This is a genomic window from Rheinheimera texasensis DSM 17496, from assembly GCF_000711985.1.
GTDB classification, from domain to species: domain Bacteria; phylum Pseudomonadota; class Gammaproteobacteria; order Enterobacterales; family Alteromonadaceae; genus Pararheinheimera; species Pararheinheimera texasensis.
Genome location: NZ_JONU01000007.1, coordinates 703,402 through 729,299, shown reverse-complemented (window position 1 = coordinate 729,299; position 25,898 = coordinate 703,402). Strand labels below are relative to the sequence as shown.

The 25,898-nt window shown below is 52.2% G+C and carries 23 protein-coding genes and 1 riboswitch; of the genes, 9 read left to right on the top strand and 14 right to left on the bottom strand.

What is annotated here, in order from left to right:
• Positions 1–44: 44 nt before the first annotated feature.
• A complete protein-coding gene (thiI, locus tag Q399_RS0103330; RefSeq protein ID WP_031565493.1) occupies positions 45–1,505 on the top strand; it encodes a tRNA uracil 4-sulfurtransferase ThiI in 1,461 nt (486 codons plus the stop codon).
• 22 nt (positions 1,506–1,527) lie between these two features.
• Here thiI and Q399_RS0103325 read toward each other — a convergent pair whose 3' ends face one another.
• The gene (locus Q399_RS0103325; protein WP_031565489.1) at positions 1,528–2,430 is read right to left on the bottom strand and encodes a ketopantoate reductase family protein; all 903 of its coding nucleotides are present in this window, start codon (positions 2,428–2,430) and stop codon (positions 1,528–1,530) included.
• A complete protein-coding gene (locus Q399_RS22005) occupies positions 2,427–2,789 on the bottom strand; it encodes a VanZ family protein (protein ID WP_037045508.1) in 363 nt (120 codons plus the stop codon). Before Q399_RS22005 ends, Q399_RS0103325 begins: the two co-directional genes overlap by 4 nt.
• Positions 2,790–2,895: 106 nt before the next feature.
• On the opposite strand from Q399_RS22005, the gene Q399_RS0103315 reads away from it, so the two are divergent.
• Both Q399_RS0103315 and Q399_RS0103310 read left to right on the top strand, forming a co-directional pair.
• The gene (locus tag Q399_RS0103315; protein ID WP_031565485.1) at positions 2,896–3,378 is read left to right on the top strand and encodes a YajQ family cyclic di-GMP-binding protein; all 483 of its coding nucleotides are present in this window, start codon (positions 2,896–2,898) and stop codon (positions 3,376–3,378) included.
• 105 nt (positions 3,379–3,483) lie between these two features.
• Positions 3,484–3,718, top strand: a riboswitch (cobalamin riboswitch).
• A gap of 35 nt (positions 3,719–3,753) precedes the next feature.
• A complete protein-coding gene (locus Q399_RS0103310) occupies positions 3,754–5,544 on the top strand; it encodes a TonB-dependent receptor domain-containing protein (RefSeq protein WP_051685702.1) in 1,791 nt (596 codons plus the stop codon).
• A 49-nt stretch (positions 5,545–5,593) separates the two neighbouring features.
• Here Q399_RS0103310 and msrA read toward each other — a convergent pair whose 3' ends face one another.
• On the bottom strand, positions 5,594–6,136 hold the full coding sequence (gene msrA / locus Q399_RS0103305; protein WP_031565480.1) for a peptide-methionine (S)-S-oxide reductase MsrA: 543 nt from the start codon (positions 6,134–6,136) through the stop codon (positions 5,594–5,596).
• Positions 6,137–6,225: 89 nt separating this feature from the next.
• Between msrA and Q399_RS0103300 the strand changes: the two genes are divergently transcribed.
• Both Q399_RS0103300 and Q399_RS0103295 read left to right on the top strand, forming a co-directional pair.
• Entirely contained in the window at positions 6,226–7,299 is a 1,074-nt protein-coding gene (locus tag Q399_RS0103300) for an NAD(P)/FAD-dependent oxidoreductase (protein ID WP_051685701.1), read from the top strand.
• A 41-nt stretch (positions 7,300–7,340) separates the two neighbouring features.
• The gene (locus tag Q399_RS0103295) at positions 7,341–7,718 is read left to right on the top strand and encodes a PH domain-containing protein (RefSeq protein ID WP_031565475.1); all 378 of its coding nucleotides are present in this window, start codon (positions 7,341–7,343) and stop codon (positions 7,716–7,718) included.
• Between the two features lie 3 nt (positions 7,719–7,721).
• Here the strand turns inward: Q399_RS0103295 and Q399_RS0103290 are convergent, their stop codons facing one another.
• The 6 genes from Q399_RS0103290 to Q399_RS0103265 form a co-directional block, all read right to left on the bottom strand.
• Positions 7,722–8,567, bottom strand: coding sequence for a cobalamin-binding protein (locus Q399_RS0103290; protein ID WP_051685700.1), 846 nt, complete (start codon positions 8,565–8,567; stop codon positions 7,722–7,724).
• Positions 8,568–8,623: 56 nt separating this feature from the next.
• Positions 8,624–9,238 (bottom strand): cob(I)yrinic acid a,c-diamide adenosyltransferase, encoded by a 615-nt coding sequence (gene cobO / locus Q399_RS0103285; protein ID WP_031565470.1) that lies wholly within the window; start codon positions 9,236–9,238, stop codon positions 8,624–8,626.
• A complete protein-coding gene (locus tag Q399_RS0103280; protein ID WP_031565468.1) occupies positions 9,228–10,211 on the bottom strand; it encodes a FecCD family ABC transporter permease in 984 nt (327 codons plus the stop codon). Before Q399_RS0103280 ends, cobO begins: the two co-directional genes overlap by 11 nt.
• A complete protein-coding gene (locus tag Q399_RS0103275; RefSeq protein ID WP_084164061.1) occupies positions 10,208–10,996 on the bottom strand; it encodes an ABC transporter ATP-binding protein in 789 nt (262 codons plus the stop codon). The genes Q399_RS0103280 and Q399_RS0103275 overlap by 4 nt, the downstream gene beginning before the upstream one ends.
• Positions 10,997–11,194: 198 nt before the next feature.
• Positions 11,195–14,299: an efflux RND transporter permease subunit gene (locus tag Q399_RS0103270; RefSeq protein WP_031565464.1), complete on the bottom strand. Its 3,105-nt coding sequence runs from the start codon at positions 14,297–14,299 to the stop codon at positions 11,195–11,197.
• Positions 14,300–14,302: 3 nt separating this feature from the next.
• Positions 14,303–15,355: an efflux RND transporter periplasmic adaptor subunit gene (locus Q399_RS0103265; protein WP_037045684.1), complete on the bottom strand. Its 1,053-nt coding sequence runs from the start codon at positions 15,353–15,355 to the stop codon at positions 14,303–14,305.
• Between the two features lie 227 nt (positions 15,356–15,582).
• On the opposite strand from Q399_RS0103265, the gene Q399_RS21375 reads away from it, so the two are divergent.
• The 4 genes from Q399_RS21375 to Q399_RS0103245 all read left to right on the top strand — a co-directional run bounded on the left by Q399_RS21375 (position 15,583) and on the right by Q399_RS0103245 (position 19,280).
• Positions 15,583–16,248: a DUF2982 domain-containing protein gene (locus tag Q399_RS21375; RefSeq protein ID WP_157836216.1), complete on the top strand. Its 666-nt coding sequence runs from the start codon at positions 15,583–15,585 to the stop codon at positions 16,246–16,248.
• A gap of 64 nt (positions 16,249–16,312) precedes the next feature.
• Positions 16,313–16,648, top strand: a complete 336-nt coding sequence (locus Q399_RS0103255; RefSeq protein WP_031565457.1) for a hypothetical protein — start codon at positions 16,313–16,315, stop codon at positions 16,646–16,648.
• Positions 16,649–16,745: 97 nt separating this feature from the next.
• Entirely contained in the window at positions 16,746–18,425 is a 1,680-nt protein-coding gene (locus Q399_RS0103250; protein ID WP_245612815.1) for a DUF342 domain-containing protein, read from the top strand.
• Between the two features lie 96 nt (positions 18,426–18,521).
• Complete coding sequence (locus Q399_RS0103245) at positions 18,522–19,280, top strand: DUF2884 family protein (protein ID WP_211253160.1); 759 nt, start codon at positions 18,522–18,524, stop codon at positions 19,278–19,280.
• Position 19,281: 1 nt separating this feature from the next.
• On the opposite strand, the gene Q399_RS0103240 is transcribed toward Q399_RS0103245, so the two are convergent.
• The 5 genes from Q399_RS0103240 to Q399_RS0103220 all read right to left on the bottom strand — a co-directional run bounded on the left by Q399_RS0103240 (position 19,282) and on the right by Q399_RS0103220 (position 25,853).
• Positions 19,282–20,274, bottom strand: a complete 993-nt coding sequence (locus Q399_RS0103240) for a succinylglutamate desuccinylase/aspartoacylase family protein (protein ID WP_051685797.1) — start codon at positions 20,272–20,274, stop codon at positions 19,282–19,284.
• Positions 20,275–20,426: 152 nt separating this feature from the next.
• A complete protein-coding gene (gene rimK / locus Q399_RS0103235) occupies positions 20,427–21,317 on the bottom strand; it encodes a 30S ribosomal protein S6--L-glutamate ligase (protein ID WP_031565449.1) in 891 nt (296 codons plus the stop codon).
• Between the two features lie 92 nt (positions 21,318–21,409).
• Positions 21,410–22,759 (bottom strand): magnesium transporter, encoded by a 1,350-nt coding sequence (locus tag Q399_RS0103230; RefSeq protein ID WP_031565446.1) that lies wholly within the window; start codon positions 22,757–22,759, stop codon positions 21,410–21,412.
• Between the two features lie 130 nt (positions 22,760–22,889).
• The gene (locus Q399_RS0103225; protein WP_031565444.1) at positions 22,890–23,858 is read right to left on the bottom strand and encodes a magnesium transporter CorA family protein; all 969 of its coding nucleotides are present in this window, start codon (positions 23,856–23,858) and stop codon (positions 22,890–22,892) included.
• A gap of 141 nt (positions 23,859–23,999) precedes the next feature.
• Positions 24,000–25,853: a DUF885 domain-containing protein gene (locus tag Q399_RS0103220; protein ID WP_031565442.1), complete on the bottom strand. Its 1,854-nt coding sequence runs from the start codon at positions 25,851–25,853 to the stop codon at positions 24,000–24,002.
• Positions 25,854–25,898: the final 45 nt, after the last annotated feature.

The following is a 25,898-nucleotide window of genomic DNA, read 5'->3' as shown; positions in this document are numbered from 1 at the left end:
AGGGCGCTGTATAATCAGCGCCCGTTTTTTTGTCCGGTGTTCCCATGATTGAATTTATTGTCAAACTGCATCCAGAGATCTCCATCAAGAGCAAGTCGGTGCGTAAACGCCAGACGATGTTGCTGGAACAGAATATTAAAACCATTCTGTTGCGGTTGGACCCTGCAGTCGAAGTGCACAATTTGTATGACCATCTGACCGTGCGGCTCGACAAAGATGATGAAAAGCTGCGTCAGCAAATGGCTGAGCATCTGCAGTGTATTCCAGGCATAGTGCAGTTTGCTGAAATGCAGTCAGCAAGTTTTGATTCGCTGCATCATATATTTGAACAAGTGTTGGCGCTCTATCGCGACGAACTGAGCGGCAAAAGTTTTGTCGTGCGGGTACGGCGCAGCGGTGACCATAGTTTTAGCTCACTGGATGCCGAGCGTTACATCGGCGGCGGCCTGAATCAGCATATCCCAACGGCTCGGGTACAATTGAAAAACCCGGACGTCTCGGTTCAGCTAGAGATCCGTCGCGACAATCTCATCATGAAAAAACGCATTTATCAGGGCATGGGCGGATTTCCGCTGCCAAGCCAGGGCGATGTGCTGTCGTTGATCTCTGGCGGTTTTGACTCGGCAGTCGCCAGTTACCTGATGATCCGCAAAGGCTTACGTACTCATTTCCTGTTCTTTAATTTAGGCGGTGCGGCGCATGAAACCGGCGTGCGGCAAATGGCGTTTTATATCTGGCAAAAATACAGCCTGTCGCACAAAGTAAAATTTGTCTCGGTGGATTTCGCGCCTGTGGTCGATGAGATTTTAAGCCGCATTCCGTCCGGCCTGATGGGCGTCGTGTTAAAGCGCATGATGATGCGCTCTGCTGCCGTTGTGGCCGAGAGCCTAAATGTTAAAGCGGTGGTGACCGGTGAAAGTATCGGTCAGGTGGCAAGCCAGACCATCGTCAATCTGAACGTGATTGACCGGGTGACCGATACTTTGATCCTGCGTCCGCTGATTTATCAGGATAAACAAGAAATTATCGATATCGCCCGCGCCATCGGCGTGGAGGATATGGCCAAAACCATGCCGGAATATTGCGGTGTGATCTCGCGCAGCCCGACCATTAACGCGGTACTGACCGATGTATTGGCCGCGGAGCAGCAGTTCGATTTCAGTATTCTCGACAAAGTCAGTCAAGAGGCCAAAGTGCTGGATATACGCACTGTGGAATATCAGGCCGAGCAACAACTGACTACTGTGGCGACTGAATCGGTGTTGCCGTCGGATGCGATAGTGCTGGATGTACGGGCGCCGGATGAAACGGACTTACACCCGCTGCAGCTCGACAGTCATCAGGTACAGGAATTACCGTTTTTCCGCATTGCCAGCCAGTTTGCCGGCCTTGACCAGAGTAAACAATATTACCTGTACTGTGACCGCGGCGTGATGAGCCGGTTGCAGGCCTTGTTGCTCAAAGAGCAGGGCTACCAGAATGTCGGTGTCTACAAAAAAGCTTAAGCTTTTCGCTTTAATACCTGGCTCAGGCCGGTTTGACCGCGCGCAGTTGCTGGTACAGCTGCTGATGCGCCGGGATCGCAATACCGGCCTCTGCCGCCGTTCTTAATAAAAATCCTGTGATAAATTCCAACTCGTCCGGGCGCTGCAGCGCCCGGTCTTGTTGCATCGACGAGTAATTGCCGGCGGTATTGGCAGCGACGCTGAGGACAGTCTGTAGCAGGGAAAGTGCATCAAACCGCTGGCCTTGCGTCCATGCAACCTTACAAAACTCTACCACCAGCTGGTCTATGTGGGCACGGTACTGCGGTTTGGTCAGTTCACCATTTTTCACCATCAGCAAAGCGGTCAGCGGATTAATCACGGCGTTGATTGCCAGCTTTTGCCACAGCACCGGCAAGATATCCGTGACAACCTCTACCGGGCCTAACGCCGCATTGAGCAGCGTAGCAGGCGCCACCGCATTTTTTGCAACATCATTGACAGGCCCGAGTATTGTGCGGCCGATGCCGGTATGCTCAAGCTGATGGGGGCCGGATTTCAGTGCGCCATGTGTCGTACTGGCAAACCAGAGCTTTTGCTTTGGCAACAGTTGCTGCTGCGCCATTGCCAGCGTACCCATGCCATTGTGGCACAACACAATATCAGCATCAGCTGCGCACAGCGGTAGCCATTGCTGCAGAGCACTCTGCACCGAAAAGGCTTTTACAGGCACCAACAACAGTGTGATTGGCTGTTCTGGTGGCTGGCAATTCAGCAGCAGGGGATAGTCTTGCTGTTGCTGACGAAAATTCAGTACCAGACTGTTACTCTGCGGCTGACGCAGCAGCAAGTGAAAAGGGCACTGGTGCAGCGCCAGCTGACTGGCAGCCAGCAGACCGATGGCGCCCTGACCGACAATAGCGGTGACGGTGTTTGCGACGTTCATGCCAAGTCACGGCGAAACCAGCCGGCGGGTAGCAGACGGGTCAGGGCGGCCGCGAGAATTATACCGGCCACGTCAGCCAACCAGTCGAGTGGGTCACCCATCCGACTGGTGAAAGTGGCCTGAGCGACTTCGATCAAAGCGCCATAGAGGGCTAGCAGTATCAAACATTGCCAGAACGGTCGCACGAAAGCTTGCATAAAACTTAGCGTCAGGGCGAAAAACACCAGCAGATGCATCACTTTGTCATTTGGCATCCAACCAGACGGAATGCCGCTGACATCTTTTAAAAAACCATAGGTCGCAATAGATAACAGCAACAGAAACAAAGAGATCGCTAGCGGTTTTTGCAGAGGGAGCAAGAAAAAACACCTGAAATTGTACCAAGATGCTCGGATTATACGGTGCGTGGCGCTATAATCGCCAGCCGTAAAATTTGCATGGTTTGCATAAAAAGAGGAGCGCCACATGCCATCATTTGACATTGTTTCTAAAGCGGACGCGCAGGAAGTGCTAAATGCCGTGGATAACGCCAACCGTGAACTGGCAACCCGGTTTGATTTTCGTGGAGTGCAGGCTGAATTCAGCGTCAAAGAGACGACAGTCACCATGAAAGCAGAAGCAGAACCGCAGTTAAGCCAGATGAAAGATTTGTTTTTTAACAAAGCCATCAAACGCGGTCTGGATATCCGTTCTTTTGAATCCGGTAAAGTGGAGTTCTCCGGCAAAACCTGCAGCCAGCAGTTAACTGTGAAACAAGGTGTCGAAAAAGATCTGGCGAAGAAAATCGTCGCTTTGGTTAAAGACAGCAAACTGAAAGTGCAGGCGTCTATTCAGGGCGATGAAGTGCGGATCACCGGTAAAAAACGCGATGATTTGCAGGAAGCTATCGCGTTATTACGCGCCACGGATTTAGGCCAGCCACTGCAATATCAGAATTTCCGCGACTAAACCATTTTCTCAATAGCCTGTTTTTCTGTGAAAAGCAGGCTGCTCAACTCTTGTCTTAGCCGTCTGGATTTCTAAATTCGTTGACTTTCTGAATGTCCCCGTTACACTGAGCGCGCTTTTTCAGGTGCTGCGTTAGTTCGCAGTGAAACGGGAAGCTGGTGTCCGCCGCAAGGCCAAATCCAGCGCTGCCCCCGCAACGGTAAATTCTGTGCTGTGTTGGTGAGTTTTACTCTGACACTGCGCGCCACGCCACCACTGTCTTAGGATGGGAAGGGACCTGGCGTTGTCATTTTCTGACAACAGGATCAGCCCGGAGACCGGCCTGAAAATTTCATCAACCAACCACATGCGGCGGGCATGTGCAGTGGAGTCAATATGTCGAAATTTTCATTACTGGCCATCGCGGTGGCCGGCGTCTTTACCCATACCAATGTTTTAGCGCAATCATCACCTACCGATCTGGAACATATCTCAGTTTACGCCAGCCGTCAGGCCAAACCGGTCAGTGACGTCAATGCCAGTGTAACAGTGTTAGACCGCGTGGAAATTGAAGCCGCGCAGGTACGAGATTTGCCGGCGCTGCTGCAGCAAGTCCCGGGTGTGACTGTATTACGTCAGGGTGGCCGCGGTCAGACCAGCAGCATCTTTATCCGCGGTGGTAAAAGCGGACATACGCTGGTGCTGCTTGACGGCGTGCGCATTGGTGCTGCCACGCTGGGATATCAGTCATTAGCGATGGTGCCACTGGAACAAATTGAAAAAATTGAAATTATCCGCGGTCCGAAAGCGGCGCTTTATGGTTCCGATGCGCTCGGCGGCGTGATCGCTATTACCAGCCGTCGCAGTGAGCATCTGACCTTTAATGCCAAAGCCGGCAGCCATAAACATACCGAAGCTAATCTGGCGGGTAGTCAGCAGCTGGACAACCTCAGGGTCTTTGGTTCTGTCGGCACCGCCATGGCCGACGGTTTTAACGCCACTGTGAATGGCGACCCGGATCGGGACGGTTTTGAGCAGACTTATGTCAAAGCTGGTGCTGAGCTGGATAACCAGTTTGGTTTGTGGCAATGGCAGTCTCAGGTCAATGATGGCGTTTACGAATATGACAACAGTTGGGGCGGCGATGAAGCAGAAATGCGGCAGGACATGCACCAACTGCAGTGGCAGGGCAACGGCTTTGGTGGCGCTCATCAGCTGAAGCTGGCGCATAACCTCGATGACGACCTGAACTATGGCAATAAAGCTGCCGACAGTCTGTTTCGCACTCAGCGTGATGAAGCCGATGCACAAAGCCAGTTTGCCCTCGCTTCAGGCATCAACGTTTTAATCGGCGGCAACTGGTATCAGGAAGAAGTACGCAAGAGCGGCACTCAGTTTGTCAGTGACAGTCGCACGAACAGTGCAGGCTTTGCCGGTTTCAGTGTGCAACTGGGGGATTGGTTATTTGATGGGACCGGCCGACGGGATCAGGTCAGTGGCTACGGCGGCGAAAACAGCTATGAACTCGGTGCTGGATATCAGCTGAGTAAAACGCTGCAGCTGCGGGTCGGTCAGGGCACAGGGTATAAAGTACCGACCTTTAACGATTTGTACTGGCCTGGTTTTAGCAATCCAACGCTAAAACCGGAGGAATCGCTGGCTCGCGAAGTTGGCCTTGATTATGTCGATGGTGTGTATCAAAGCAGTCTGGTGTTGTTTAAGCGCGATTTGACCAACCTCATTCAACGCAAAAATCAGTTGCTGGAAAATGTCGAACTGGCGCAGTTTGAAGGCGTTGAATTTAGTCAGAGCCTGCGCGTGGCTGAGGTGGATGTCGCTTTTAACTACACCTGGCTGAACGCCCGGGATGTGGTGAAAAAGCAGCAACTGAGTAAACGGCCAAAACATCAGGCCAATCTGCAGCTGGACTATGCGTTTGAACGCTGGACTTGGGGCATGAATACCCATTTCCGATCGCGGACTTTCTCCGGTGATAACTTTGGCACGCCGGTGCCGGATCTGGCTTCTGTGGTACTGTTTGGGCTTGGCACGACCTATCAATGGGACTCGCAAATCCGCCTGCAACTGAAAGTAGATAACTTGCTCAATCGTACCTATCAGACTGATTATGGTTATCGTCAGGCTGGGCTGGAGCTGATGTTTGGCATTCAGATTGCGCAATTCTGATTAAACTGAAAACGAAACCACCTGCATGCAGGTGGTTTTTGTTTTAGCGTTATTCAGTGAGTGTTTCAATTCTTAGCTTTTCCTTAAACATATCGCTGAATTTCGCCAGCTTTGGTGCAATTAAATACGCACAATATGGCTGCTGTGGATTTTGGCTGAAATAATCCTGATGATAGGCTTCTGCCGGATAAAAGGTGCTGGCGCGGCTGATGGCGGTGACGATGGGTGCGCTGTACCCATGCTGCTTGCTGGCAATAAATTGCTGTGCTGCTTGTAACTGCGTCTCATCGTGGACAAAAATTTCCGAGCGGTACTGCGTGCCGACATCATTGCCCTGGCGGTTTAATGTGGTGGGGTCATGCAGCTGAAAAAACATCTCCAGTAATAGTTCGAAACTGACCTGTGCCGGATCAAACTGCAGCTGCACAACCTCGGCATGGCCGGTGGTGCCGGTACAAACGGCGCGGTAGTTAGCGGTGGCACTGCTGCCGCCCATATAACCGCTGACAACCTGCGAAACGCCCTGAACCCGGGCAAACGCCGCTTCAATACACCAAAAACATCCGCCTGCAAAAGTTGCCAGTTGTGTCATCTTGATTCCTTATACCAATCTGCCTGTTGCCCGATAGCGTAGTCTAATACGACAAAGCAGGCCAACAGATGTAAAACAGGGAGAAAAATATGCGGGTTGCTATCATCGGTGCAGGCATGACCGGCGCCACTGCCGCCAGCGCTTTGGCGGACGCCGGCGCTGAAGTTACGGTGTTTGACAAAGGCCGTGGCCCGGGTGGGCGTATGTCGTCCAAACGGTTGCAGCTGGATGGTGCCAACGGCGGTTATTTGCAGCTTGATATGGGGGCGCAGTATTTCACCGCGCGCCATCCGTGGTTTTTGCACCAGGTCCGGCAATGGCAGCAACAAGGTTTGGTGCAGCGCTGGGTGTTCGCGCCGCATGTCTGGCAGCATGGATTGTTGTTACCTTCGGATGATGCCGCCATTCGTTATGTCGGTGCGCCTGCGATGCATCAGATGCTGCGCTCACAGCTTGGCACTTTGGTGCAGCACTACAGCTGTCAGGTGACGGAATTGAGTTACAGTCAAAGTAGTTTTAGCAGTCAGCAATGTGGTGAATGGACTGTCAGTACCGCCGATGGCGCCAGCTATGCCGGTTTTGATGCGCTGCTGCTGACTTGTCCGCCTGAGCAATGCCGCAAACTACTGGTGACAAATCCGCTTGCTGAGCAGCTCCCGGCTGACCTGCTGCTACCATGTTGGGCTGTGGCGATAGAACTCGCAGAGCCGGTGACACACCCGGCTGTGGGAATTTTCGGCAAGTCAGGCGCCTTGAGTTGGTGCGCTCGCCACAACGCTAAACCAGGACGTCCGGCTTTATCAGAACATTGGGTGTTGCACCTGAATGCTGCGAGCAGTTTACAGTTGCTAGAAGCCACGCCCGGGGAGGTAGCTGCTGTTGCTGAGCAAGCATTTAGCCAGATTGTTGGTCAGAAACTGCAGGTCACTTCCGCGCTTTGTCATCGCTGGTTATACGCCAGTTACAATGCTGAATTGACGCCACCCGGCGTGCTGAGCGAGCCTGCGCAGCGGCTCGTCGTTGCAGGTGATTGGAGTTTCGGCGGCCGGGTTGAAAATGCCTGGTTGGCTGGAGTTGTGGCGGCCAGTCAGTTGCTGCCCGAGCAGATTAAAGCGCCAGACTTGTCAGCAACAGCTGCGGACTCTATGCTGGCGACGCAATAAGCGCGTAGTCGCAAGGGCGGCGCAACAAAATCGGAGTGATGATGGGATTATTCAGTGGGTTATTAGGCAATGCCGGCGCAGTCGAATTGGCCGATGTGGAAGCGGAGCTGGCAGCATTTCTCGCCGACGGCGAGCAGGCTGAACAGGCGTTTAAAGTGCTGCGCGATATTATCGTGTTTACCAACAAACGCTTAATTCTGATTGATAAACAGGGTATTACTGGTTCGAAAAAAGAATATATGTCAGTGCCTTACCGCTCCATTGTGCGGTTTTCGGCAGAAACCAAAGGTCACTTTGACCTTGAATCCGAGTTGCTGATTTGGCTGAGCAGCACCAACGACCCCATTCGCAAAACCTTTAGTAAAGACAGCAATATAGTCGCAGTACAGAAAGCGCTGGCGACTTACGCCTGTCGCTAAACACTAGTGTTGCGCTGCCTTATCGGCGTAAAAGGCGCGGCTTTTGGCCAGCATCTGGCAGAGTTCAGCGACGCCATCCAGGGTCCTGAGCGTGGCTCTGTGTAATAAATCGGCGTTGGGCTTTGCCAGTTGATTCAGCTGAACTGCCCGCAAGCTAGCGAAACGCTGTGGGAAGTCAGTCAGGCGTCTGGCTTCAGTGTTGGAGGTTGGCTGCAGGATCAGCTGCGGCTGACGTTGCAGCAGCGCTTCGGCACTGACCTGCGGATAAGCGCTGCTGGCGTCAGCAAAGATATTTTTACCGCCGCACAGGCTCAGCGCCTGCATAGGCCAGGCATTCGGCCCTATGGTTGATAAGGGCTCATCCCACAACTCATAAAATACTGTCACTGCAGTTTGTTGCTGGTATTGCTGGCGCAGTATGCTTAGGCGTTGTCGAAACTCAGCCGCAAGCTGCTTAGCCTGTTGCGGCTGACCGGTTAATTCGCCAAGGTGAAGTAAATCAGTGGCAATATCGTCCAGCGTTTTGGCTTCAAAGGCGACAGTGCGGATGCCAAGGCTTTGTAGGCGGCTGATGTCGGCCGCCGGACTGCCGCTTTGCCAGTACAGTACCAGATCCGGTTTTAATGCCAGAATTTTTTCCAGTTGCAGACCGGCATAGTTGCCAACCCTTGGGATTTTACTGGCAGCAACCGGATAATCGGCGTGTTCGACGGTTCCGACAATCATTTTGCCGGCATCGATGTTATATAACTGCTCGACCAGATGCGGCGCCAGCACCACCAGTCGTGGCGGGGGCGCAGCCATACAGCTCAGGCTAGACAGCAACAGCAGAGTAGTCAGCAGTCTCACCAGTCGGCTCCTCTCCAATCGACTTCTCGCCAGACCGCCCCTCACCAGTCCACCCCTCACCAGTCCACTCCCTGCTGAGCACGGATGCCGGCATCAAATGCATGTTTGACGTTTTGTACTTCGCTGACGGTATCGGCCAGTTCTAGTAGCGCACGGTGACAGCCCCGGCCGGTGATCACAACATGTTGTTGTGATGGGCGGGCTTTGAGCACTGCCAGCACTTCGTCCAAATCAAGATAATCGTATGCGACCATATAAGTCAGCTCATCGAGCAACACCAGCTGAATGTCTGGGTCTGCCAGGAATTGCCGGGCTTCGGCCCAGACTTGCTGCGCGGCGGCACGGTCGGTGTCGCGGTTTTGTGTCTCCCAGGTAAAACCGGTTGCCATCACGGCAAAAGGCACACCATGCTGTTGCAGTAAATTGCGCTCGCCACAGGCCCAGCCACCTTTGATAAATTGCACCACCGCTGCTTTTTGGCCATGGCCGGTCGCGCGGCTGACAATGCCAAAACCGGCGGTCGATTTGCCTTTGCCGTTGCCAGTGATCACCAGTAACAAACCTTTGTCCTCGGTGGCGGCGGCGATGCGTGCATCAACTTGCGCTTTGAGTTTTTGCTGGCGTTTTTGGTGACCGCTCTGGTCATCAGGCTGTTCGGTTTCAGAATTCATTGGCACTCCGGCGACTTAATAACAACAAAAAGAAAATACTGCCGCACAAGGCGGTTAAGATACCCAGTGGCAGTTCTTGTGGTGCCAGCACAGTACGGGCAGCACTGTCGACCCAGATCAGAAAAATGGCGCCACAAAGGGCACTGCCAAACAACAGCGGGACCACCTGACTGCCGAACAGCAGCCGGACCAGATGCGGGATCATCAGGCCAACAAAACCAATACCGCCGCAATACGCCACCACAACGGCAGTTAACAATGCGCAGAGTAACAGCAGCACCAGCCGCCAGCGCTGAACCGCAACACCTAAGCTTTTGGCCATATCATCAGACCAATTCAGTGCCGTCAGCTGGCGCCGGCCAAAAGCGCAGAGCACCAGCGTCAGCGTCAGCGTGATACAAAGCAGTTGCACTGCCGGCCAGTCAGCCCGGCTTAAACTGCCCATCAGCCAGAACATGATGCGGTTGGCGGCAAAGCTGTCAGCGTGGTACAGCAACAAGCTCGCGACGGCGCTGCAAAAAAACGACACGGCAAGACCGGTCAACAGCAAAGTACTGATATTTTGCATGCCTTGTCGGGCTGCCTGCTGCGCCAAAGCCAACACCAGCAGAATTGCAAAGAAAGCGCCGGCAAAGGCTGCCACCGGCAAAGCCAGCGCGGGTAACCATAAACTGCTGATGGTTGCACCCAGCGCCGCACCGGACACTACGCCAAACAGGTAAGGATCAGCCAGTGCATTGCGACTCAGCAACTGTAGTAATGCGCCACAAACAGCCAGAGCCGCGCCGGCAAGCCCGGCCAGCAACACCCGCGGCAACCGCAGTTGCCAGAAGATCTCAGCTTGCAGCGCATCGCTGCGGCTCCCAAGTAGTAGCGAAGGGAGTGACACATCGACAGCGCCAATCTGCAGCGCCGCCAGCATGCTGGCGGCTAGCAGGCAACACCAGAGAAAAAGCCGGAAGGCACTGTTCATATCGGCTCCGGCGCAAAAGTGACCCGGCAACTACCGGTAAAAGGGCTTTGGTCGACCAGACAAGGCCGGCCAAACACCTGCTGCAACAAATCCGGCTGCAGCACTTGCTGTGGTGTGCCGGCAGCAATCAGCTGGCCTTGTTGCAACAGGATGAGTTCATCACAGTAAGTCGCGGCCAGATTGATGTCGTGGAAACTGGCGAGCACACAAAGGCCGCTGCGACGCAAAGTCGCCAGTAGCTGGTGCTGAAAGCGAATATCAAGATGATTAACCGGCTCGTCGAGTAATAACAACTGCGCTTGCTGTACCAGCACGCGGGCCAGATGCGCGCGCTGCTGCTCTCCGCCAGACAAACGACCAAGCAGCGTGTCGGCTTGTTGGCTGAGTCCGGTATCACGCAAGACACGATTGATGTTATCGCGGTCATTTTGGTTATCACGCTGCCACAGCGCTTTATGCGGTAACAGGCCTAAATGCAGCAACTGGCGCACTGTCATCTCGGTCGGTGCTTGTTGTTGGCTGAGAAAGGCTAAATGCCGCGCGCGTGTTGTCGCGGTATAAGCCGACAGCGCTTGTTGCGCCAGTATGATGTGACCGCTGTCAGGCTTTTTTAGTCCGGCGAATAACTGCAATAACGTCGATTTACCGGCGCCATTAGCGCCCAGCAGGCCGTACAGTTTGCCGGATTTGAGCTGCAGGCTCATTGGCCCTAACTTAAAACCGTCGGGCTGGCGTAATTCAAGCTGTGCACAGTGCAACAACAAATCTGACATGCGTTTTTTCACCGCAACTGCCGGCGGGTCCGGAGTCTGTAGCGAGGAGGATGCTGAATACTAACAAATATTCAACGCGCCGCCCAGCGAAGCTGGCGGTCCCAGGCAATGCTCAGGCAGGTTTTATCGAACGGAAAGCGATTGGGGCAAACCGTGAAGAAAGTGCGGGAAGGAGAAAGTGGGGCGCAGCATAGCCGCGCCCCGGCAAGTTTACAGATCTGCTTTGTTATCGAGACTGTGTAACTGTTTGGCGATATCCTGCGGCGAGCCGGTATTACGCGCCAGTGCGACATAAGCCACAGGCACTATATACACTGTCAGCAGTGTCGCAACGCCAACGCCGGCACAAATTACCATACCAATCACCATGCGGCTTTCAGAGCCAGGGCCTGAGGTGATAATCAGCGGAATACTGCTCATCACCGTAGTAAAGGCTGTCATGGTAATAGGCCGTAAGCGCTGCACGGCCGCCTGATGGATAGCGCTGGTGAATTCAACGCCGGTGTCACGCAGTTGATTGGCAAATTCAACAATCAGAATGCCGTTTTTCGCCACCAGACCAATAATCATCACCAGGCCAATCTGACTGTAGATATTGAGCGTCATGCCAGCCAGATAAAGCCCGCCAAGCGCGCCGGCCATACCAAGCGGCACCGTCAGCATAATGACAAAAGGATGGATAAAGCTTTCAAACTGCGCCGCCAGCACCAGATAGGTGATGATAAGCGCCAGCGCGAAAATCAGCAGCGTTGATTCGCCGCTGTTTTTATACATCAGCGACTCGCCTTTGTAGTCGATACCGCCGACATCTTTGATCTCAGTGCGAACCACGCCTTCGAGATATTCCAGCGCTTCACCCAGGCTATAACCCGGAGCCAGATTGGCCATGATAGTGATAGCCCTCATCCGGTTATAACGGTTTAACGTTGACGAGGTGGCTTCTTCTTTTAACGTCACCAGGTTATCTAGCGGAATAAGCTGATTGGAACCGCTGGAGCGGACATAAACACCGGTGATACTGGTCGGATCGCTGAAATCTGTATCCGCGCCTTCGAGAATTAAATCATATTCTTTGCCGCGGTCGAGGAATGTCGTGACCCGTCGGCCCCCCAGCATCGCCTCTAAAGCCCGACCGACGACACCGACTGAAATACCCAGATCAGCCGCCCGTTCTGTGTTAATTTCCACCAGAATTTGCGGTACTGTCTCTTTGTAATCGTGGTCTAGCATCTGTAGATTTGGGTTTTCCCGCGCCTTAGCCAGCACGATATCGCGCCATTTTGCTAATTCTTCGTAGGTATTGCCCTGAATAACAAACTGTACCGGCCGGCCGCCACCACCGCCGCCACGGCCTGCAGTTAAGCCACTGCGCATATTGGTAAAGGCGCGCACATCGGACAGGTTATTAAGCTTCTGACCTATCTCCTGCATCAGTTCTGGCGTGCGGCGCTGGCCGTTGTGCCAGTTTTCACTGCCGACAATCGCCATACCGCCGCTGTTGCCAAAACCGGGCACCCGGATTAACAAACGGTTCAGTTCACCTTTTTCATAGTAGGGCAGCAGGATATCTTCAATCAGCCGCATATTTTGCTGATTGGATTTATAGCTGGCGCCTTCGGCCGGGCTCATCATGACAAAAAAGGTACCGCGGTCTTCCTGTGGCGATAATTCCGACGGCAGTTTAAATACCAGAAATACGCTGATTGCCATGCAACACAACAGCAGTAACCAGCTTGGCCAGCGTACAGTCGTCACCATCTGCAGTTGGCGCAGGTAAGCGGCCTCGACTTTTTCCATCACATTATGCACAAACAAGCTGAAACCACGTTTTTCCGGCTGTACTTTGAGCATTTTGCTACAGAGCATTGGCGACAAAGTCAGCGCCGCAATAGCTGAAAACGCCACCGCGGCCGCAACCGCCAGAGCAAATTCGGTAAAGAGCTTGCCTAAATCACCCTGCATAAACACCAGCGGTACAAAAACCGCTATCAATACCAATGTGGTCGCGATCACGGCAAAACCGACTTCCCGGCTGCCATGATAAGCGGCCAACAACGGTGGCTGACCACGTTCAATCCGGCGGTAGATATTTTCCAGCACGACAATCGAGTCATCGACCACTAAACCTATCGCCAGCACCATCGCCAGCAAGGTTAGTAAGTTGATGGAAAAATCCAGTGCATACAGCACGGTGACGGCAGCAATCAGCGCTACAGGCACTGTAATGGCCGGAATAAAAGTGGCGCGCACACTGCCCAAAAAGGCAAAGATCACCAGCACCACCAGCACCATGGCGATGCCAAGGGTGACATAAACCTCATGGATTGATTCGGCAATAAATAACGAGGAATCATAACCCGGTACTATAGTGGTGCCCTGCGGCAGACTGGCGGAGATGCGGTCGACTTCGGCGCGGACATTGCGCACCACATCGAGTGTATTGGCTTTGGACTGCTTGATAATGCCAATCCCCAGCACGTTTTTGCCGTCACTTCTGAATTCACTTTCTTCGTTTTCTGATGCTAAAGTGACATCAGCAATTTCACCCAGTCTGACCAGATAATTATTGTCGCCTTTTTTCACCACCAGCCGGCGGTAGTCATCCTGGGTTTTATAAGTACGAATAACGCGGACGATAAAATCGCGGTCATTGGATTTCACATTGCCTGCCGGCAATTCGACGTTTTCGTTGCGCAGCACGTTTTCAATATCAGCGACTGTGACATTGCGCGACGCCATGGCGTCTTTATTTAGCCAGATGCGCATCGCATATTTACGTTCACCGCCAATTTGCAGCCGTGCCACACCGTCGACCACCGAAAACCGCTCAACAATATAGCGGTTGGCGTAATCGGTCAGTTCCAGGTTGGTCATGGTATCGCTGTTGAGTAAAAACCAGGCAATGGTGTCGTCATCGCCGTTGGCTTTCACCACCTGTGGCGGGCGCGCCTGATCCGGCAATCTTTCCATCATCCGTGACACGCGTTCGCGTACGTCGTTGGCGGCGGCGTCGATATCTCTGTTGACGTTAAATTCAATAATGACGTTCGAGCGGCCAACGCGGCTGCTGGAACTGATATTAATAATGCCTTCCACGCCGCTGATTAAATCCTCCAGCGGCTGGGTAATTTTCGATTCGACAATTTCGGCCGAAGCACCGGGATAATCGGTGCTGATGGTCACCACCGGTGAATCGATGTCCGGATATTCCCGCAGTGGCAACATGCTGAAACAGACGATACCAAAAATCACCAGTACCAGATTAATTACGGTGGCAAAGACTGGTCGTTTGACCGACAGATCAGACAGCAGCATCTGTTATTGCTCCGCTCTGGTGATCACGACGCCAGTGCGAAGTTTCTGGCTGCCTTGCGTGACAATTTCATCACCGGCTTTGAGGCCAGAGACCACCTCGACTAAACCTGGCAAACGCTGGCCCGGAGTAATTTCAACCTGACGTACTTTATCGCCGGCTTCCACCACAAAGACATAATGTTTACTTTGCAGCGGCATCACGGCTTTTTCCGGGATTTGCACCACGGCGGTTTTTGCCAGTTCAACATGCACGTTCAGCAGCATGCCGGGCCTTAATTTTAAATCGGCGTTGTCGATGACCGCATGTACTTTGACCGAGCGGGTGACCGGGTCAATCCGCGGGTCTATCGCTTTGACTTTGCCGTGAAACAAGTGGCCGGCATAAGCAATGTTGTCTGCGCTGATTGGCATATCAGTTTGCAAAGCCGCCAGGTAACGCTCAGCGACATTAAATTCAACGCGGATTTTGCTGATGTCATCCAGCGTCGTCAGTTCAGTACCACTGGCCAGATAAGCGCCGTTACTGACTTGACGCAAGCCTAACACGCCATCAAATGGCGCGTGGATCACCAGCTCGCTGAGCCGTGCTTCCAGTGCATCCAGCTGGGCCTGCGTGGCATTTACTTTGGCCTGCTGCTCGTCAAGCAATGACTGCGCGCTAGCCTGAGTACGGGTTAAGTTTTTCAGCCGGGCCAGCTGGCGGTTTTGTTCCGTCATCAGCGCTTTGAGTTCGGCGATGCGGGCACGCTCTTCGGTGTCGTTGAAGCGGGCAATCAAATCGCCTTTTTTCACCGGTTGCCCTTCGCGGATATTCAGTTCAATCAGATAATCACTGCTGGCATTGACGATACGTGCCGAGTCATAAGCCAGTGCTGTGCCTAAAGCATCCACATTGCGGGTAATTTGTGCACTTTGTACCTGACTGGTGGTGACGAAAATATTGCTGTCGGCTCTGCGGTTTTGTTGCTCCGGTGCGCTGCTGTCCCAGAACAGATAAAGCAAAAAGCAAGCTAACAGTAACAGCAGGATCCAAATCAGGCGGGAATGTTTATTCAATGTCAAAACTCCGAACGGTGTCATTCAGTAAAACCTGATGTATTGTAGGGAATCGATGTCAGAATGGATGTCGGTATTATCGCAGCACAAGGTAGATTGGTCGTATCATTTGGGCAGAGGCAGCAGATGACAGAAAAAAAATGTGAAAGGTGCAGAATGATTCGGTTTTACCTGATCTGGACCATTCTGATGAGCATATTGATGTATTTCTATCTGAAATCAATTTAATGGCAAACCAGTTTTATTCGGCGTCTGCCCGTGGCGGCGCAGTGTTGTTTCTAAGCGCAGCCCTGATGTTTTTGCTGGGCATGTTGCTGCTGGCGGTTCGCGCAGATTTAGCCAGTTCACAGGCCTGGGTGCTGTGGTTTTTGCTGACAACTGTTGCGGCTTTTGTTGGCATCAAAAAATTATCGTCGCCGGTGGTTTTAGTTGAGGCTACCGATGAGGCGCTGATTTACCATCATCCCAGAGGCAGCTGGCGTTTACCCTGGCAGCAGATTGCGTATGTACAGCAGCTTGAACTGCAAGGCCGGGAGCTGGCCTGGGTTGGCGTGCGTCTGCACAGCTACGATGCGCTGCTCGAAACCATCCCGCTGCGACTGGCGGTGCGTTTGTTAATTGAACAACGTGCTGTGCTCATTGCCGCAGCAGGGGGCGCCTGTCCGACCGGACGCTGCGCCGGCGACTATCTGGCGGATGCCACAGAATTTCGTACGCCGCAGCGTTTTTACAAAGGCGTCCAAGCCATGTTCGGCCAGCGCATGGCAAATTTGCGGCAATTGCTGCAGGTTGACTTACTGATCCCGGCCGACTTCAAAGATTGCTCAGCGCAGGAGTTCAGCCGGCAGATTAACCGCCAACGGTTGAATTTTACCCAACAAAACAACGGCTAGACACACTGAAACCGCTGGTTCATAATGCAAAAAAGTCCCCCCAGCTGATTTGGTGAATCCGCAGATGAGTACATACGAAAGACCTTTTCTGGTCAGTGGCCGCAATACAATTATTCACAAACAGAAAAAACTTGATCTGGTCATTATCAATGGTGATAACGATCCGGTAGTTATAGTGTCGCGCACCGGCGTGAAAAAGTTTGATGAACCTGTACCGGCAAACCGGGTTGAAGCCAAGGAGCGGTATATGGAACTAGTTGATATCGGCAGTTCAGACGTGTTCGGCGAATCAAAAACATTATTGTTTGTGCAGGCCTTAAACAATAAAGAATACAAAATAGATTACAGCAAAGTTGGTACAGATTTGTTTATCCGGGTGCATCAGGAAAACTATATCTAAAACTGCTTTTCACAGTCCCAAACGCACATTTACTTGCTTTCAGGGCGGATTTTTGTTTCATTAACGTCAATGTCCGTTTGCCTGAAGTGATGTTGTCGTGAATAAAGTCGTTATGCAATTCGGCAAAGATCAAGATTTCATTGAAGTCAAAATTGCTGTCGGATTAAATGAACTGACCGCTCAGGCCGTAGGCGATGCTTTACAAGAAGCAGGCTACGGCCGCTGTTTTATCCTCACTGAACAAATCAACCAGTTGCTGAGCGATTATCAGGCACTGCAAAGCGATATCAAATTAAACAAACTGCAGGAAGGCGTCGTCATTCGCCGTAAAATTGCTCAGCGCAAAGATGCTGTGGTTTCAATCCAGATAGCGGCTGATGGCATGTCTGCGGTGGCTGAAATCATTGCAGCCTGGGGCGGCGCGCCGGTGTCTGCCAATGAGCTGGTGAAATCCGCTCAGGAGCAGGGCGTCAGTTTTGGATTTCAAAAAGAAGCAATAGTACAGCTTGTCGGCACGGCCAGCCGGGCTGAACCCGGTAGCAAATCGTCACAAGTCATTGCGATTGGCCGGCTAATGCAACCAGGACAAAATGCCCGTTTTGAAGCCTTAGTTGAAGGTTTAAATGTCCGGCCAAACCGGCCTTTGCAGGTCAGCGAGTCTAAAGTTGATTTACGTGATTTTGGTGTTATCCCTTCAGTGCAAAACGGCGACGCCGTGATCCGCCGTTTGCCACCAACCAAGGGCGTTGATGGTGTCTCAGTGCGCGGTGATATCACGTTGGCCCCGCATGGTCAGCAGGTAGAGTTGAAGCCGGGTGAAGGCACCGAAATCAGCCCCGTCGATCCGGATTTGTTAATCGCCAGCCGGGACGGCATGCCGCGAGTGATGGAAGCCGGTGCTGCGGTTGATGAAGTCTACGCCGTGAAAAAAGTTGATCTGAGCACAGGTCACGTGCAGTTTAAAGGCGCGGTTATCGTTAATGGTGACGTCACAGAGAGCATGAAAGTAATTGCCGGCGGCAATATCTTTATCAAAGGGGTTGCTGAAGGTGCTTTGATTGAATCGGGTGGCGATGTGCAAATTGGTGGCGCTATCATCGGCCATCAGTTTTCGGCACAGGAACCCAACCTGGAAAACTTTAGTACTGTGGTGCGGGCGGTCGGTAGTATTCGCTGCGCATTGGCACAATATGCCCGTGTCGAATGTCAGGGTGATTTTATCGCCGTCAAACAAATTAACCATTGTGATGTTACAGCGCGCAGTGTCATTGCCGGCGCTGAAGATAAATTAAACGGTAAAATCGTTGGTGGCCGGTTCTATCTGGATTTCGGCCTGAAAGCGGGGGTGCTGGGGTCGTTGTCAGAAAGTTCGCTGCAAATCAATCTGAATCGCCGTATTGATCCTATTTTGGAAAAGCAGCAGGCGCTGAAACAAAACATAGCGATGGTGAAACAGGAAATGGAGCAGATACGCCAAACCCTGGAGCAGATGAAGCAGCAGGAGCGCTCCGCCGCCGCGCTGGAGCAGATGAAATATCTGGTTGATGATTTCGAAGCGCAAAAAGCCATTGCACTGGCGCTGATTGAAGATGTGAAGCTGCTCGAGGTCGACCGGCTGAGCAAAATGGCTGAAGTGCTGGTGTTGGTGAAACAGGAAATGTACGCCGGTGTTGAGTTTCGGCTCGGGACTGAGGTGTTACCGGTCAAACGTGAACATGGCCCGAGCAAGATTTTATTGCAGGACAACCGGCTGGCGATAGACCCATGGGTCAGCTGATAAAACCGACCAATCCCCACAGTTCTGCGACTTTGGCCACAGCATTGATCTTCGCTTGCTGATAAAATTATCGCCATTGCCGTTGCGGATCACGCCATGAAATTAGCTGCGATTATTTTATTCTGTTGTTTGCCGATGTTCGCTGTCGCCAGTGAATGCAAAATGGCGTTTCGGCACGGTATTTTGATATCGCCGGATCAAATTCGGATCCAGACCGCCGATCGTACCCAATATCAAATCAATAATGACCAGCAGCTTTTCATTCAAGGAGAGCTTCAGACTCTGTCTGTCGAAGACATTGTGATTTTACAAAAATACAGTCACGGCTTACGCAAGTTTGTCCCACAGGTTGTTGGTATCGCTGTCGACAGTATGGAACTTGGCCTGCAGGCAATTGAAAGTATGCTGGTCGGTGTTGGCAGCAAAGCCCAGCAGGAAGAGTGGCAGGCGCTGGTGCGCGAAACAACTTATCAAATCATGTCGCGTTTTGTCCGCAGCGGTGAGCACTTTTATCTGGCACCACAAAGCCTCAATGAAATGGATGCTTTTTTGCACGGCGAGCTGAAAGACAATTTAAATTTACTGGCAAAAAACACTGTTGGTGCAGTCTGGCAGGCTTTGCGCGAAGCACTGCAACAAACTGACGACAATTTTGAACTGAACGACAGCCGTGATTGGCAGCCGGTTGAGCAACTGGTCGATAAAATTAACCTCGGCCTTGATGCCAAAGCCGAAGAGCTGGAAGCTAAGTCTCTATTATTCTGTAACCGGCTGGTTGAAATCGACCAGATTGAAACAGAACTGCAGCAACGGGTGCCGGGACTTGCCGCTTACGACGTAGTGATCGCTAAATAAACTACACCACACTGTAATCATTACCTAATGCCGCTGGCATCGCGTTATCCACTTCATCACTAATTGCATCCAGTGTTTTCTCTGCTTCTGCCAGCTCGCTGACTTCGGCAATATGAAACAAAGCCTCACCTTCGTTAACCAGCGGTAAGTTATTGCGGCCGATAATAATACCGCTGAACGGCGCCAGAACAGCCACTTCAAAATCTGAATACGGCGAATAAATATGCGCCAGTACGTCGCCGGCATTGACGATTTGCCCCAGCCGCTGATAATAGCGGGCGATACCGTCATGCTCGGCGCGGATCCAGCTACTTTTCTTTGAAAATAACGATCCGGTTTTTTGCTGGCGTTTTAAAGTTCTGAGCATGCCGAGGCTATGCATCACATTGACGATGCCACGCACGCCAATATTAATCGCCTGTTCGTCAAAGCGCAGCGCTTCGCCCGCTTCGTACAAAATGATCGGAATACCAAGGCCATTGGCGGTGCCGCGCATCGTGCCATCTCGGCTGGCAGCTTTAATAATAATAGGTGCATTAAAGCTCTCGGCCATCTTCAGCGATACTTTGTCTTTTGAGGTGGCGCGGACTTGTGGATAGTTGCTGCGATGAATAGCGCCGGTGTGTAAATCAATGACATGCGTACACTTTTTCAGGATTCGGTCAGTAAATTGCCAGGCCATCCTGCTGCCGAGCGAGCCTTTTTCGCTGCCGGGGAAACTGCGGTTGAGGTCACGCCGATCCGGCAGATAACGGCTTTGCTGCACAAAACCATAGGTATTGACGATAGGGACGACTACCAGTGTACCTTTGAGATTATTCAGCCGTGGCAGGCGTAATAATCGCCGGCAAATCTCCACACCGTTAATTTCATCGCCATGCAAAGCGGCGGTAATGAGCAAGACCGGACCCGGCCTTTTGCCGTGGATCACATGTGCGCCGATATTGAGTTCGGTGTGGGTATAGAGCTTACCAAACGGAATATCCACGACCATGCGCTGGCCCGGTGCTATCTGGCTGTTACCGAGCACAAAATCAGCCTGCAGTGGGGCTGTAGGTTTGACGTCAGCTGAATTCGTGGTGTTCTCACCTGCTGGGGGGGCGCTTTGTTGCTCTGTAGTGGTGGAAAGATCGGTTGGCACTGACATCAGCGACCCCGTAGTTTTAACCATTGTTGTTCCAGATAATCCAGAATTGCACCGGCAACGTCAACTGCGGTGGCGGCTTCAATACCCTCAAGCCCTGGAGAACTGTTGACTTCCATCACCACCGGGCCATCACTGGATTGCAGGATATCGACGCCGGCCACCGCCAGTCCCATACATTTGGCGGCCTGCAACGCGGTTTTTCGCTCTGCGGCAGTCAGTTTTACGGCAGTCGCTGTGCCGCCACGGTGCAGATTAGAGCGGAATTCCCCCGCTTTTGCCTGGCGTTTCATCGCGGCGACGACTTTGTTGCCGACCACAAAACAGCGAATGTCGGCGCCTTTGGCTTCGCTGATATATTGCTGCACCAGAATATTGGCATTCAGTCCCATAAACGCTTCGATGACGCTTTCTGCAGCGGTGCGGGTCTCAGCCAGCACCACGCCAATGCCCTGGGTACCTTCGAGTAATTTAATGACTAATGGTGCACCGCCGACCATTTCAATCAGGTCGGGGATATCGCCGGGTTTGTCAGCGAAACCAGTCACCGGCAGGCCAATGCCATCGCGGGCCAGCAGTTGCATCGAGTTCAGTTTGTCACGGGCCCGGCTGATAGCGTCGGCCGTATTTAGACAATACACGCCCATCATTTCAAACTGCCGTAGTACTGCGTTGCCGTAAAAGGTGATAGAAGCGCCAATGCGCGGGATCACGGCATCAAAGCCTTCCAGCGCCGCGCCACGGTAGTGAATGGATAAGGCATTGTGGTTGATATTCATGTAACACAAGGTCGGGTCTATCACTTCCACCTGATGGCCACGCGCAATGGCGGTATCGACCAGGCGGCGGGTGGAGTACAACTCGGCATTACGGGATAACACAGCAATTTTCATGCGGACTCCGAAGCTCGCAAATTCTTTTCAGGAATTGCCTGATTCTAGACGGATTTTTTAGAAGCGGGAAAGTGGCCAGCGCTTTAGTAAATCTATGGCAACAGCAACAAAGAACCAAGGCCCAAAAACACAAAAAAACCAATCACGTCAGTGACAGTGGTCAGGATCACCGAACCGGATAACGCCGGGTCTATCCGCGCCTTTTCCAGCCAGACCGGGATCAGCACGCCGGAGAAGGCCGCAACCAGAATATTGATCACAATCGCCAGCGCAATGACCATGCCGATAATCCAGTCGCCAAACCACAGATAAGTGACGCCACAAATCACCACGGCCCATAAAATGCCATTGATGAGACCCACACCCAGTTCTTTACGCATCAGCGCCCAATAAGTTTGTGGGGTGATTTGCCCGAGCGCCAGGCCGCGGATAATTAGCGTCAGCGTCTGACTGCCCGCGATGCCACCCATGCTGGCTACAATCGGCATCAACACGGCAAGCGCAACTTGTTGCTGCAGCGTGGCTTCAAACAGACCAATGGTCCACGCCGCGAGGAAGGCGGTAAGTAAGTTGATGCCAAGCCAGACGGCGCGGCTTTTTGCGCTCGCGAGCACCGGTGCGAACAAGTCTTCGTTTTCATCAAGACCAGCGGTATGCATAAACTGGCCTTCGAGGCTTCTGCGCACGTTTTCCAGCGCTTCACCAATTGAGATCCGCCCCAGTAACTTACTTTCTTCGTCGACCACTGCCAATGCGCTGTAACCGGAGCGGGCGACAATATCCGAGCCGGTGTCTAAATCCATTTCGCCTTCGACCACAGGCGCATCTTCGTCGATATATTCAACCACGGGTAAATGCGACGGCGCGCCCAGTAAGCGGGTGCCGTGTAACTGGCCGACGTAACGACCGGTGCGATCGACCACCATCAGCGAGTCCTGATACTCGGCGTCTTCATTGAGTTTCTTGAACATCCGTACCGCATCGCGGACTTTGGCATTGTTGCGGATGGTCAGTACGTCGTGGTCGGCGTAACGGCCGCATTGTTCATCGGTGTAGGCCAGTGCTGTAGCGAGCCAGAGTTTTTCGCTGGCGTCGAGTTTAGAACAAGCTGCCTGATACACCGCGGCGGGTAATTCGTCGAGCAGTTCAATCAGGTCGTCGACGTCCATCCGCTCCACCAGCTCGGTGAGCGCAGCGTCGGGTAGCTGTTTAAAGATATTTTCGCGGGCGTCTTCCCGCATGTAACCCAGAGCGTGGATCTGTTCGTCCGGATGCAGGCCCAGCCAGGTGCTTAGCCGTTGTTCCAGCGGCATAGCTTCGAGCGCCACGGCGATTTCTTCCGGCTCCAGCTGGCTGAGTTTTTCCCCGAGCAGTTCGGCTTCCTGCTCGTCAAAACTGTCGCGGACTATCTCTTCGATATCCAGCAGCTGGGTTTCAGCCATAATCCGGGCCCTGTCGGCAGGACTTGGTGGTCCTGAGTGAAAATTTGCTGCGGATGATACCGCAGCAAGGTCACATTTTTATAGTCAATTCAACGGCATTTTTCGAGGCGGCGGCATTTGATTGACCATTTTACCACCAGCGTTTGATTTTAAACGCCAGCAACATGCCAAGGGCTACCGATGCCATGCCCGCCAGGGTCCAGAAATACCCCATTGGCATATGCAGTTCCGGCATATTGTCAAAGTTCATGCCGTAGACGCCAACGATAAAAGTCAGCGGGATAAACACCGTCGACACCATGGTCAGTAACTTCATCCGTTCGTTAATTTGATGGGAAGATGTCGACATGTAACTGCTGACCAAATCACCGAGCTGGTCGTAGTACATTTGGGTCATCGAGTGCAGTCGTTCAAATTTTTCATAAAAATCACGCAGTTCAACCGCTTCAAATTGTGACATCACGCCAATACCGCCATCGTCCGGCGTCAGCAAATCAGCAAACATTTCTTTCTGATAGGCGAGGTTACGGTCTAGTTTACGAAATACCGAACGAAGCCGCATGATTCGGCTCATTTTATGGTCATCGCCATGGGTCAGCATGGCATCCTCGAAATCTCCCAGCTCATCTTCAAAATTAATCAGTTTTTCCAGATAACTGGCGGAGACGGCGTGGATATAACTTTTCACCCATTCTTTGATCGGGGTCACCGGCTTGCTGACATCAAAGGGCTGTACTTTATAGTGGCCGGTTTGCTCTGGCAGCTGGCATTTAAATAACAGTACCTGATTTGAGAATAGCAGGCTGAGCTGGGCATGGCCCGGATACTCATGAAAACTTTCACCGGCAAAAGCACGTAAAATCAATAAAGTAAAGCCGTCATAAGCTTCCAGTTTTGGCGGGTGGCGTTCACGCAAATAGTCATCGGCAATCACCGGATGGATTTGAAACCGGTTCAGCACTTGTTGTTGTTCAGAGAAACTTGCCGCAGATAAATCAATCCAGGCCTTTTGGTCACCATGCAGTGGCAGTTGCAAGGTGTTGATATCGCCGGTGTGCCAGCTGTTGGTTTCCGGGTTGTATAAATGCAGGATCAACATGCAGGGTCCTTTCAACGTCCATTACTGTCAGCATAAGCAGTTCAACGGTTTTGAACCAGCAGAAAAGTATAGGGAATATCACAAAAAACAACCCCCGGGTAGGCACCGGGGGTTGTCTGTATCAAGCCAGGTAGCTGACTGTTAAGTGCTTTGTTTGCCTTTAATGTAGGCGTCGACCAGCGCTTCCAGTACATCCAGCGGGACTGGACCGTTTTTCAGCACCACGTCATGGTATTCGCGGATATCAAACTTTTCGCCAAGCACCGCTTTGGCTTTATCGCGTAGCTGGACAATTTTGATCATGCCAATTTTGTAGGCTGTGGCCTGAGATGGCATCACGATATAACGCTCTATGGCATTTTCAGCCTCGGTGCGGGCGTTTGGCGTGTTGTCAGCTAAATACTGAATGGCCTGTTCGCGGGTCCATTTTTTCGCATGAATACCGGTATCGACTACCAGCCGGCAGGCGCGCCACAATTCCATCGCTAAACGGCCAAAGTCGGAGTACGGGTCCTGATACAGACCGATGTCTTTGGGCAGTAATTCAGTGTATAAACCCCAGCCTTCGCTGTACGCGGTGTAACGGCCGAAGCGGCGGAATTTGGGCAGATCGCCAAGCTCCTGCGCTATTGCTAATTGCATATGATGACCCGGAATACCTTCATGGTAAGCCAGCGCTTCCATTTGATATTTCGGCATGTCTTTCATATTATGCAAATTGGCGTAATAGATACCAGGTCTGCTGCCATCCATTGAAGGCCGCTGGTAAAAGGCTTTACCAGCCGATTGTTCGCGAAATGGCTCCACAGCTTTGACAATCAGGTCGGCTTTGGGCTTGACCAAAAACAGGCTGTCGAGCTGCGATTTCATATGGTCAATCAGCCGCGTTGCTTCAGCGAGATATGCCGCTTTGCCCTCTGCGGTGTCCGGGTAATAGAACTGGGCGTCATCACGCATAAAGGCAAAAAACGCCTGCAGATCGCCTTTAAAACCGACCTTTTGCATGATGACTTTCATTTCATCATGAATACGTGCCACTTCACTAAGACCAAGCTGGTGAATTTCCTCAGCAGTCATTTTTGTAGTTGTAGTGCGTTCCAGCGCCATGTTGTAGAAGGCTTCGCCATCTTTAAAACGCCAGACGCCGTCGTCAGTACCGGCTTGTTGTTCCTGCGCCGTTAAATATGCAATCAGACTGTCATAAGCCGGTTTCACGCTGCTGGTCAGCGCTACTTCGGCTTCTTTAATCAGCAGTTGTTTGGCTGCTTCGTCCAGCGTCAGCTTGTTGACTTTATTACGGAAATCTTCCAGTAAGGTGCTGTCAGCACCCGCAGTGAACGGCGCGCCTTTGATAATGTTCTGACTGGCTTCGATCACCAGCGGAAACACAAACTTGGGTGGAATAATGCCGAGTTCAGCACGCTTGGTCAGCTGCGCTTCCAGTTGTTTAAACAGTTGCGGAATGCCGTTTAAGCGGGCGATATAGGCTTTGGCGTCGGCTTCATTGTCGATCTGGTGTTGGTTGATCAGCAGCGCAGGTACGCCGGCATGCATACCAAACATCTGATTGACCGGATAGTTGTAATAACGCCATTTATCGTTGGCAATATCCTGTTCCAGCTGCTGTTTAAACAGCTGATAACTTAATGCCGTTTGCGTATCCAGTTTACTGACATCAAACTGCGCTAAATCCGCTAAGGCCTTTTTAGTCAGCGCCAGCTCTTTGTCGTTTTGCTCGTCGGTCAACTGGTCCCATTTATCGTAATCCTGTTTGAGGCCAAGCTGGGTCAGTGCCATCGGGCTTAATGCAGCGGCTTCGTTGAAATACTGTTCAAAGAAAGCATTGGCTTTGGCCGACTCAGTTTGAGCTGCAGCCGGCGCTGTTTGCGCTGCTGCTGGTGCGGGTTGACTGGTGCTTAGCTCCGGTGCTTTATTACAGCCGGCCAGCAATGCGGCTGAAATGGCAATGCTCAGCAGTTGAAGTTTTAAATTCATGATATCCCCGGGTTGTTTTTCATTATTTTGGCGGTCAAACCAGCC

What these genes read in the sequence shown, in the direction of transcription:
- thiI (WP_031565493.1), top strand. Translation starts at nt 45, where the DNA reads ATGATTGAATTTATTGTCAAACTGCATCCAGAGATCTCCATCAAGAGC.
- Q399_RS0103325 (WP_031565489.1), bottom strand. Translation starts at nt 2,430, where the DNA reads ATGAACGTCGCAAACACCGTCACCGCTATTGTCGGTCAGGGCGCCATC.
- Q399_RS0103315 (WP_031565485.1), top strand. Translation starts at nt 2,896, where the DNA reads ATGCCATCATTTGACATTGTTTCTAAAGCGGACGCGCAGGAAGTGCTA.
- Q399_RS0103310 (WP_051685702.1), top strand. Translation starts at nt 3,754, where the DNA reads ATGTCGAAATTTTCATTACTGGCCATCGCGGTGGCCGGCGTCTTTACC.
- msrA (WP_031565480.1), bottom strand. Translation starts at nt 6,136, where the DNA reads ATGACACAACTGGCAACTTTTGCAGGCGGATGTTTTTGGTGTATTGAA.
- Q399_RS0103300 (WP_051685701.1), top strand. Translation starts at nt 6,226, where the DNA reads ATGCGGGTTGCTATCATCGGTGCAGGCATGACCGGCGCCACTGCCGCC.
- Q399_RS0103295 (WP_031565475.1), top strand. Translation starts at nt 7,341, where the DNA reads ATGGGATTATTCAGTGGGTTATTAGGCAATGCCGGCGCAGTCGAATTG.
- cobO (WP_031565470.1), bottom strand. Translation starts at nt 9,238, where the DNA reads ATGAATTCTGAAACCGAACAGCCTGATGACCAGAGCGGTCACCAAAAA.
- Q399_RS0103280 (WP_031565468.1), bottom strand. Translation starts at nt 10,211, where the DNA reads ATGAACAGTGCCTTCCGGCTTTTTCTCTGGTGTTGCCTGCTAGCCGCC.
- Q399_RS0103270 (WP_031565464.1), bottom strand. Translation starts at nt 14,299, where the DNA reads ATGCTGCTGTCTGATCTGTCGGTCAAACGACCAGTCTTTGCCACCGTA.
- Q399_RS21375 (WP_157836216.1), top strand. Translation starts at nt 15,583, where the DNA reads ATGGCAAACCAGTTTTATTCGGCGTCTGCCCGTGGCGGCGCAGTGTTG.
- Q399_RS0103255 (WP_031565457.1), top strand. Translation starts at nt 16,313, where the DNA reads ATGAGTACATACGAAAGACCTTTTCTGGTCAGTGGCCGCAATACAATT.
- Q399_RS0103245 (WP_211253160.1), top strand. Translation starts at nt 18,522, where the DNA reads ATGAAATTAGCTGCGATTATTTTATTCTGTTGTTTGCCGATGTTCGCT.
- Q399_RS0103240 (WP_051685797.1), bottom strand. Translation starts at nt 20,274, where the DNA reads ATGGTCGTGGATATTCCGTTTGGTAAGCTCTATACCCACACCGAACTC.
- rimK (WP_031565449.1), bottom strand. Translation starts at nt 21,317, where the DNA reads ATGAAAATTGCTGTGTTATCCCGTAATGCCGAGTTGTACTCCACCCGC.
- Q399_RS0103230 (WP_031565446.1), bottom strand. Translation starts at nt 22,759, where the DNA reads ATGGCTGAAACCCAGCTGCTGGATATCGAAGAGATAGTCCGCGACAGT.
- Q399_RS0103225 (WP_031565444.1), bottom strand. Translation starts at nt 23,858, where the DNA reads ATGTTGATCCTGCATTTATACAACCCGGAAACCAACAGCTGGCACACC.
- Q399_RS0103220 (WP_031565442.1), bottom strand. Translation starts at nt 25,853, where the DNA reads ATGAATTTAAAACTTCAACTGCTGAGCATTGCCATTTCAGCCGCATTG.